An 8,511-nucleotide genomic window follows, 5' to 3' on the forward strand; every position below is an offset into this window, starting at 1 on the left:
TACAACTAAGTAACGCGAGTCCGACCATACACGCCGGTAATTTTTTTGCAAAATGCGAATCGCAGGCCTAAACCCTCCCTTATATAGGATAAAGACGGGGGCTAATGGCCGATGGGGACGCGTTTGAACTCGCGGGTCAGGGTGGTCAGCGAATCTTCCACACCCATGCGTTCCAGGCTGCTGGCACCGACGAAACCGTCCGCCGAGGTCTTGCTGAGGATGAACTCCACGTCCTTGGGCGTGTTGATCGGTCCGCCGTGGGTGAGAGTGAACACATTTGGATTCACGCTCTTTGCGGCATCAATGATGTCCTGGGTGACTTTCACGGTGTGGTCCCAGCTGACCACGGCATTGGTGACGCCGATGCTGCCGCCGACGGTGGTGCCGACGTGGGCGATGATGGCGTCTGCACCGTTTTTGGCCATTTTGATGGCCTCCTCAGGCGTGGCCACATAGACGATGCTGAACATGTCCATCTTCGTAGCGAGCCCGATCATTTCGAACTCCTTTTCCACGCTCATCCCGGTTTCTTCCAGAACGCCGCGGAAATGGCCGTCAACGATGGTGTGGGTGGGGAAGTTGTTCACACCGGAGAATCCCATTTCCTTCACGCGGCCCAGCCAGTGCCACATGCGGCGGCGGGGGTCGGTGGCGTGCACGCCGCAGACCACAGGAATCTCTTTGACCACGGGCAGGACTTCGTATTCGCCGATCTCCATGGCGATGGCGTTGGCATCGCCATAGGCCATGAGGCCGCAGGTGCTGCCGTGGCCCATCATGCGGAAGCGACCGCTGTTATAAATGATGATGAGGTCTGCCCCGCCCTTTTCGATGAACTTGGCGCTGATGCCTGTGCCTGCGCCCGCAGCGATGATCGGCTCACCTTTGGCGCGGGTGGCTTTGAGACGGTCCACGACTTCTTGCTTCGAGTAGGGATTTCCGATTCCGGTCCAGGGATTGGGCATGACTTGATGAGGTTGAAGGTGGTTTACGATAGTTGACGGTGGATGAGAGTGGTTTGCAACCATCGTCAACTGCGGTCAAGAATTGTAAACAACCGTAAACTCCGCCCTATGCACGCCCGCGCCGCCATCCAAGAGCTATCCGAAACGCACACACACGGCGCTGACACGGAGTACCGGATGGTGCGGGGGTCGGAGAGGGATGCGCGTGCCTGGCTGCGCAGCGCGCCGCTGTGTGGTACGCTGGCGACGCACCGCATCGCGCATGCGGGGGTGATGACGGCGCGTGCGCCGTACCGCATCGTGCGCATGCACCAGGGCGGGCTGTATTTTCTGGCCTGTCTGGAAGGGGAGGGGCGTGTGCTGGTGGATGGGGTGTGGAAGAAATGCAGCGCGGGCATGGCCGTGGCGCTGCCGCCTTTCATGGTGAACGCCTTTCATGCGGTGCCGGGCAAGATCTGGCGCTGCTGCTGGGTGCGCTACGAGCAGCAGCCGGAGCAGACGCCGATCCTGAGCAGCAGTTCACCGCTCATGGCACCCTTTGCGGGTGCGGCGTTGTGGCATGCGATTGAGGGACTGATTGAGGAAGCCGGTCACGATGCCAAACCGGCGGCGATGTTTCATGGGGTCGAACTGATCCAGTCTTACGTCGAGCGTTTTGCGCAGCCATGGCAGGTGGATGACCGACTGCACCGAATCTGGGAAAAAGTCTCCGCCAATGTCGGCTACGACTGGACGCTGGACGAGCTGGCGCATCAGGCGCACGTGAGTGCCGAGCACCTGCGCCGGTTGTGCCGGAAGGCACTGGGGCGCACGCCGATGCACCATGTGACGTGGCTGCGGATGCGAAAGGCCGCCGAACTGCTGAGCACGACGAATTTGAAGATCGAGACGATCTCGCATGAGGTGGGGTATCAGAACCCGTTTGTGTTCAGCAACACCTTCAAGAAGTGGATTGGGTGGCGGCCGAGTGAGCACCGGAGCCGGATGTGTGGCTGGGGAGAGGGGCGGCAATACAATGCCGCGTTGTCATTGCGGAAAGCGTGATTCGGCGGTTGGTTGCAGGCAATGACTGGAATTCTTTTTGAGCTGGGTCTTTTGTTTGCGTTGCTGATAGCCAATGGGATCTTTTCCATGGCGGAGATGTCCGTTGTTTCCTCCCGCCGGGCGCGGCTGCAGCCCCTTGTTGACAAGGATGTGAGAGGCGCACGCACGGCTCTGGCGCTGGTGGAGAATCCCGGTGTTTTTCTTTCCACCGTGCAGGTGGGCATCACCTTGGTGGGCACCCTGGCCGGAGCCTCCAGTGGCGGCAAGTTGATTAATGACCTGACCCCGGTGCTGGCCCAAATGCCGTACCTGCACGCCTGGGCGGAGACGGTGGCAACGATTATTGTGGTGAGCATCATCACCTTTTTGACTGTGGTCATTGGGGAGCTGGTGCCCAAACGCCTTGCCATTCAATCACCGGAAAGCACCGCTATCCGCCTGAGTCCGCCGATGGCCGCGTTGTCGCGCCTGACCTCCCCGCTGGTGAATCTGCTGGATGCCACCAGCGGCCTCATCGCGCGCTTGTTCGGGGCGGTTCCTGGCACTGAGCCTGGCGTGTCAGAGGAGGAGGTGCGTGCGATGATACATCAGGGTACGCTGTCCGGTGTCTTCAAGCCGGGGGAGCAGCGAATGGTGGAGGGGGTGCTTGAGCTCGACGATCTCCTGGCCAGTGACGTGATGACGCCGAAAAACAGCATCATTTGGATCAATCTCGACGAAAGTGACGAGGAGAACTGCCGAAAGATCACCGCCAGCGGCCACTCGTATTTCCCGGCGCACCGTGGTACTCGTGACAACGTGCAGGGCATTATAGCGATCAAGTCATTGTGGTCGAAGATGCAGCAGCAGGGTGGCGGGTCAATTCAGCTGGAACCGCTGCTGACGGTGCCGTTGTTTGTGCCGGAGACGATGTCCTGCCCACGGGTGATCGAGGAGTTCCGCAAGCAGCGCCGCCACCAGGCTCTGGTGGTGGATGAGTTTGGCGGCGTGGCAGGCTTAGTGACGCTCAATGACATGATGGAGGCAATTCTCGGCTCCATGCCCGACCAAGACCAGCGCGAGCGCCCGCAGGCCCGCCAGCAAGGCGAGGGTGAGTGGATTGCCGATGCCCAGATGAACATTGAGGAGGTGGCGACCCTCACGGGCCTTGCGGTTCCCACGGAGGAAGTGGATGAAGGTGTTTACCGTACTCTTTCCGGCTTCATTCTCCATCGCCTCGGGCATGTGCCGGTCGAAGGAGAGAACTTCGTATCCGGTGAGCATCAGCTTGAGATCACCGACACTGATCGTCAGCGCATCGACAAGGTGACCATCCGTCGCATTAGCAAGGTCAGTGGTGCCGAAAGCGCCACGGCTGCCTAGTCATGAGATGGTATATCTCTAGTCTGAAATTCAGGGGGGATTTCTGTCTTGTGACCTCTGCTTTTCCGCTCAATCCTCGCCGTCTTCGCGCGAAATTCCCGCATAAAGTTCTGGGAAGCGTCGTTCGAGCGCCTTCGGCGTGATGTAGCCGATGAGCTGGGCCTCATGCCAGTCGGCGAGTCCCCAATATTCGTGGGGGAAGGCCATGATGACGGCCGTGCAGGTGGGCATTTTAGGAATGTTTGCCCGAGCCAGGATGCGGTCGGCAAAGTCGTGCATGCCGGGGTTATGGCCAAAGATCATCACATGCCGCCAGCTTTCGTCAAAATCACGCATCACTTCCAAGATGCGCCCGGCCTCAGCCAAGTAGAGCTTGGAGTCCAGCTGCAATTTTTCGGGGGGCAGGGCCAAGGTCTCAAGCATCATTTGCGCCGTGGTGAGCGCGCGCAGAGCGGTGCTGGTGATGAGGCGGTCGGGCGGCGGGAGCAGGGCAGGGGTGCCGTTGCCAGCGAAGTAGGTGCGGTGCAAAAACGTGGCTACGGCGGGCGTGGCCTTTTTTCCGCGTTCATTCAGCGGGCGGTCGTGATCCATGCAGCCGGGTTCGGCCCAGCTTGATTTGGCGTGTCGCACGATCGTGAGGTATTTCATTTCGTTGAACGGACTGGGGCAGGGTGAGGGATGAAGAGACGGAGGCGGATCGGCAAATGACTGCAGGGGATCCGCAGTTCACGCTTTCCGATGCAGTGCTCATGCCACCTTCTCCAATTTGATGGGATAAGTCTGAGCAGCGTTCCACTGACACACCACAAGATCGCCGTTGTCCAGCACACAAATGTCGTGGCCGTGGTCGAAGATGCGTTCGGCCTGCATGAGGGGCTTGAGTTTGCCGTCTTCATAGACGGGCTCAGTGCCGCCGGGGGCGCTGACGACTTTGCCGGTGGCATCCAGAATGACGGTGAAGCCACTGGGATTCTGCGGGAGCTTGTTGATCTCGGGGGTCTTGGACCAGCAGACGCCGGCGTAGAGCTCCTGCCCGGCGATGACTGGACGGCAGACCATGGCGCCGGGGACGGCGAGGGTTTCGAGGTATTTGCCGTCGAGGGTGAAACGACGGAAGCAATTATCAACGCGTGAGGTGACGATGACGGTGGCTCTGTCAGCACCTGGGCGGGTGTCGATGGCGATACCGTGGGCGTTGTTGAGGCGTTCTTCGGCGGGCACGCCGTCCTTGCCGCCGAAGCGCTGGATGAACTTGCCGCGTGCGTCGTAGCGCAGGACAAACTGCGAGCCGTAGCCGTCAACGACGTAGATGTCGCCATTGGGGGCGATGGCGGTTTCGGTGGGATTGAAAATCATGTCGGGCTCATACGCACCGACGCTCATGGGATGGCTGATGGAGAAGATTTCTTTGCCGCCGAGGTCGATCTTGGTGATGCGACCGGTCTGACGGTAGCCGCCGCTGCCGGACTTCCAGAGGCCGCTGTCGGTGACGTAGAGGAACTCTGCGCCGTTTTCATTTGAGAGTGTCAGGCCATGGCCGCCGGGCCACACGCCGCCCCAGGAGTCGAGGATGGTGCCGTCGGGATTGAAGACGAGCATCTGATCGTCCCAGTGATCGCCGATCATGAAGAGGCGGCCGTCTTTAACCTGCACCATCTCGTGGCAGTTGAGAATGGGGTGGTGGCGGCCCTGACCTGCTGGCACCCACTCCTTGTTCACCTTGTAGCGATGAGTGCCGTGGCCGATGACGATGTCTTTTTTCGGGTCAGGCGCGGCGCGCAGTGTTTGAGTGAAGCTGGCGGCGGCGGCGGTGGCGAGACCGGAGAGGAAAAAGCGGCGTGTTTTCATGATGAGCGGAAACGTACGACTCAAGCACGCCTGATCCTGCGCTCAATGGCGTTTCATCATGGTGGCCACGCGATGCACCATCTGCGTGAGCTCCCCGGCTTCGTAGGGCTTGGGCAGCACGCCGACAAAGCCGCGCTCGAGGAAGATCATCTGCACTTCTTCGGTCACGCTGCCGCTGGTGCAGACGACGCGGGCGTCAGGATCGAGATGAAGGATCTCTGCGGCGGTTTCAGTGCCGTTCATGCCGCCACGCAGGGTGAGGTCCATGAGCACCACGTCGGGCGGGGTGCCGGTGCGGAAGAGGCTCTGGTAAATGCGCACGGCGTCCTGGCCGTTGTCACACTGTACGACCTCGTAGCCGCAGCGGGTGAGGATCATGTGGGCGACTTTGCGGAGGTCGTCCTCGTCATCGACGATGAGCACCTTGCCTTTGCCATGTTTCAGCGGAACCGGAGCCGAGTCAGCAGGCGTGAGGGGGCGGGTGCCACCGGAGCCTGCGGTAGCAGGCAGGTAAACGGTGAACTCGGTGCCAATGTTTGGCGTGGAGGTCACGCGAATGTCGCCGCCCATTTCATCAATGAAACGTTTGCAGGTGGTGAGGCCGATGCCGTTGCCATCGGCTTTGGTGGTGAAGGATTCGCGGAACAGGCGGTCGAGATTTTCCTTGGGAATGCCGCAGCCGCGATCCCGCACGATGATTTGCACGTGCTTGCCGGGCTTGAGTTTGCCGTCTCCGGCAGGGCCGACGAGATGGTTCAAAGCCTGGACATCCATGTAGCCGCCGTGGGGCATGGCCTGGATGCCGTTCATGACGAGATTTTGCAGCACCTGGCTGAGCTTGACGGGATCGGCCACGGCCTGGCGCAGATTCTCGTCGTTGCGCACGCAGACATGCACGTTGGAGCCGGCACCGGCGAATTCCACGGTGTCACTCAGCAGAGAGGCGACGTCGGTGGCCTCCAGTTTGCGGGGCGAGGACTTGGAGGCGGTGACGACCTGCGAGGTGAACTGTTTCGCGCGCTTCAAGCCGGCGAACACGAGCTGCAACTCCTGGGCCAGAGCGGGATGGTCCTGCACCTGCTGAATTAGAGCTGAGAGACGAACGGTGACGGGCCCGAGCAGATTGTTCACATCATGAGCGATGCCCTGGGCGAGTGCCGCGAGGTTGTCTTTCCGCATCTGCGCGGACTGTGAGTCCAGATCCTCCGCTGCTGGCTTGGCGCTGGCCGCAGTGGTAGCGACTTGCGCTGGACTGATGAGGATGGTGAAGTTCAGCAGCTTGCGCATGCTGTTGAAGACTGCGCGCACGCGCCATTTGCTCGGCACCGGTGTTTGCGCGCGCAGGCTCTGCAACTGGCATTCGCATTCATGGCAGCCGCCGTGTTCCACGGCCTGCCGAAGGCTGTGCTGGAGCGTTGCAGCGTCTTTGGCGTCGGCAACGAGATCGTTCAGGCCCATACCGCGCAGGCCAGCCTCAGGGGTAGCGCCTGCCAGCATGGCGGCGGCGGCATTGCTGAAGAGGACCTTTTGGCCGCTCTTAAGATCACTGGCTTCACTTTCCACGATCACGACCCCTTCGGTCACCTGATCCAGTGCGACGCGGAGGTAATAGTTGGCCACCTTGAGGTGCTCCAGCCCCTGCTCCAGTTCAGCGATCGCTGCAGGAGTTGCGGAGGATGTGGAGGGAGAGGAAGTCATGGAATATCCGCGTGAATCCAACTCATTTAGCAATCTTGGATAATTAAGACAACTTTAATTTTTGATATTCGGGAGTTTTATGACTCCCATATTTGAGAGTCGAGTCGGGAAGAAAATGGCAGAGAGTGCATATAAGAGTGAAAAAAACCTTGCTGAAACGGGCATCTCCTTTACCATCGCCGCCCCATGTCCAAAAATGCCGGTATCGCCAAGACGAGGAAAGCTTATTCAAAGCGGTTCAAAATAACTGCCACGGGTAAGGTGCTGCGCCGTAAACAAGGCAAGCGCCATATTCTGCAGAACAAGAGCCGCAAGCGTAAGCGTAACCTCGGTAAAGTCGCCCTCGTGGCGGCAGTGGATGTCAAAGCAGTCAAGGCGAACATGCCGTTCTCCCACCGCTAAGACGACCACGGTCTTTTTAATAGAGACCACGATGAACTTGCCTGGTCTCCCTCGGGAGGCCTTCGATGAGGTGAGGCAAGCCATCGCTACCTAAACAACAGCCTGATCAGAGACCAAGATACATGTCAAGAGCCACAAACTCCCCCGCCAGCCGGAAGCGCCGTAAGCGCGTGCTGGCAAAAGCCAAAGGTTACCGAGGCTTCCGTTCCACGCATTTCCGCTATGCGAAGGACGCCGTCCGCAAAGCCGAAACCTACGCAACTCGTGACCGCAAGGCCAAGAAGCGCAGCTTCCGCAATCTCTGGGTGCAGCGCATCAACGCCGCCACCCGTTCCCTCGGCTTGAGCTATTCCCGATTCATGGAAGGCCTCAAGTTCGCTGGCATTGAACTTGATCGCAAAGTCCTCGCGGACCTCGCCGTCAAAGACATCTCCGCCATCGAAGCTCTCGTTCAGCAGGCCAAGGCCGCGCTGGAAAAGAAATCCTCCGAAGCACCGACGGAAACCGCAGCAGCGTAAGCTCTGCCGGAACCCAAATCATTCACAACAGCCGGGGCGCATGCTCCGGCTGTTTTGTTGTGCCTGCGTGGCACCGGCCCAGGACGTGAAGCTCAGCTCAGGGTTGAATTTTGAACTTTTGGTCTGATAGTGGGTCTGTAATCAATGCATGGCTTCCCAGTTTCAGTGCTTCTGAAGGCGTGGAATCCTGCGCATCGTTCCATCATTCCCCTGTGTATCAATGGATGAGCACCCGTGCTCGCATTGGTCCAATCTGCTGATTTTATCATGTCCGCATCCTATTCCCGCCGCAGCATTCTGCGCCAGCTCACCGCATTGGCTGCAGTCGGTTCCACTTCGAACGCCCTCGCGCGTGACCGCAAACCACGAGTCTTGATTGAGCGAGTTGAAATGGTGGTGCCGGGACTGCCCCCTGCCATGGACGGCTTTCGCCTGGCGCAACTGAGCGATCTGCATCTGGAGCCCTTCACCACGGCGGAGGATATTTTGCAAAGCGTGGAGGCATGCAATTCCCTGAAGCCTGACATGGTGGCCCTGACGGGTGATTTTGTGACCTACACGGCGCGCCCGGCTCCGCTGCTGGCAGAACTGATGTCCCAGCTCGAAGCGCCCTACGGCGTGTATGCCAGCCTGGGGAATCATGACTTCGCCAGTGGTGCCCCTGAGGTGATCCG

The 8,511-nt window shown here is 59.7% G+C and carries 9 protein-coding genes; 5 read left to right on the top strand and 4 right to left on the bottom strand.

The annotated features are described in order from the left end of the window. Positions 1 to 101: 101 nt before the first annotated feature. On the bottom strand, positions 102 to 965 hold the full coding sequence (locus PSV43_RS14385; protein WP_300198506.1) for a phosphoenolpyruvate hydrolase family protein: 864 nt from the start codon (positions 963 to 965) through the stop codon (positions 102 to 104). A 108-nt stretch (positions 966 to 1,073) separates the two neighbouring features. Between PSV43_RS14385 and PSV43_RS14390 the strand changes: the two genes are divergently transcribed. Next, positions 1,074 to 2,009 carry a helix-turn-helix transcriptional regulator gene (locus PSV43_RS14390; protein WP_300198509.1) on the top strand — a complete coding sequence of 312 codons (936 nt, stop codon included), beginning with the start codon at positions 1,074 to 1,076 and terminating at the stop codon, positions 2,007 to 2,009. A gap of 21 nt (positions 2,010 to 2,030) precedes the next feature. After that, the gene (locus PSV43_RS14395) at positions 2,031 to 3,371 is read left to right on the top strand and encodes a hemolysin family protein (protein WP_300198511.1); all 1,341 of its coding nucleotides are present in this window, start codon (positions 2,031 to 2,033) and stop codon (positions 3,369 to 3,371) included. 69 nt (positions 3,372 to 3,440) lie between these two features. On the opposite strand, the gene PSV43_RS14400 is transcribed toward PSV43_RS14395, so the two are convergent. The 3 genes from PSV43_RS14400 to PSV43_RS14410 all read right to left on the bottom strand — a co-directional run bounded on the left by PSV43_RS14400 (position 3,441) and on the right by PSV43_RS14410 (position 6,917). After that, complete coding sequence (locus PSV43_RS14400; protein ID WP_300198514.1) at positions 3,441 to 4,019, bottom strand: histidine phosphatase family protein; 579 nt, start codon at positions 4,017 to 4,019, stop codon at positions 3,441 to 3,443. A 99-nt stretch (positions 4,020 to 4,118) separates the two neighbouring features. Further along, positions 4,119 to 5,219 (bottom strand): hypothetical protein, encoded by a 1,101-nt coding sequence (locus PSV43_RS14405; protein WP_300198516.1) that lies wholly within the window; start codon positions 5,217 to 5,219, stop codon positions 4,119 to 4,121. A 42-nt stretch (positions 5,220 to 5,261) separates the two neighbouring features. Continuing rightward, complete coding sequence (locus PSV43_RS14410; RefSeq protein WP_300198519.1) at positions 5,262 to 6,917, bottom strand: ATP-binding protein; 1,656 nt, start codon at positions 6,915 to 6,917, stop codon at positions 5,262 to 5,264. A gap of 186 nt (positions 6,918 to 7,103) precedes the next feature. Here PSV43_RS14410 and rpmI point away from each other — a divergent pair, with 186 nt between their 5' ends. The 3 genes from rpmI to PSV43_RS14425 form a co-directional block, all read left to right on the top strand. Continuing rightward, a complete protein-coding gene (gene rpmI / locus PSV43_RS14415) occupies positions 7,104 to 7,319 on the top strand; it encodes a 50S ribosomal protein L35 (RefSeq protein ID WP_300198522.1) in 216 nt (71 codons plus the stop codon). Positions 7,320 to 7,441: 122 nt separating this feature from the next. After that, positions 7,442 to 7,837 carry a 50S ribosomal protein L20 gene (gene rplT, locus PSV43_RS14420; RefSeq protein WP_300198525.1) on the top strand — a complete coding sequence of 132 codons (396 nt, stop codon included), beginning with the start codon at positions 7,442 to 7,444 and terminating at the stop codon, positions 7,835 to 7,837. A gap of 267 nt (positions 7,838 to 8,104) precedes the next feature. Next, positions 8,105 to 8,511, top strand: a 407-nt coding sequence (locus PSV43_RS14425) for a metallophosphoesterase (RefSeq protein WP_300198528.1), incomplete at its 3' end; no start/stop codon positions are given.

This window comes from Prosthecobacter sp., assembly GCF_029946185.1.
GTDB lineage: Bacteria > Verrucomicrobiota > Verrucomicrobiia > Verrucomicrobiales > Verrucomicrobiaceae > Prosthecobacter.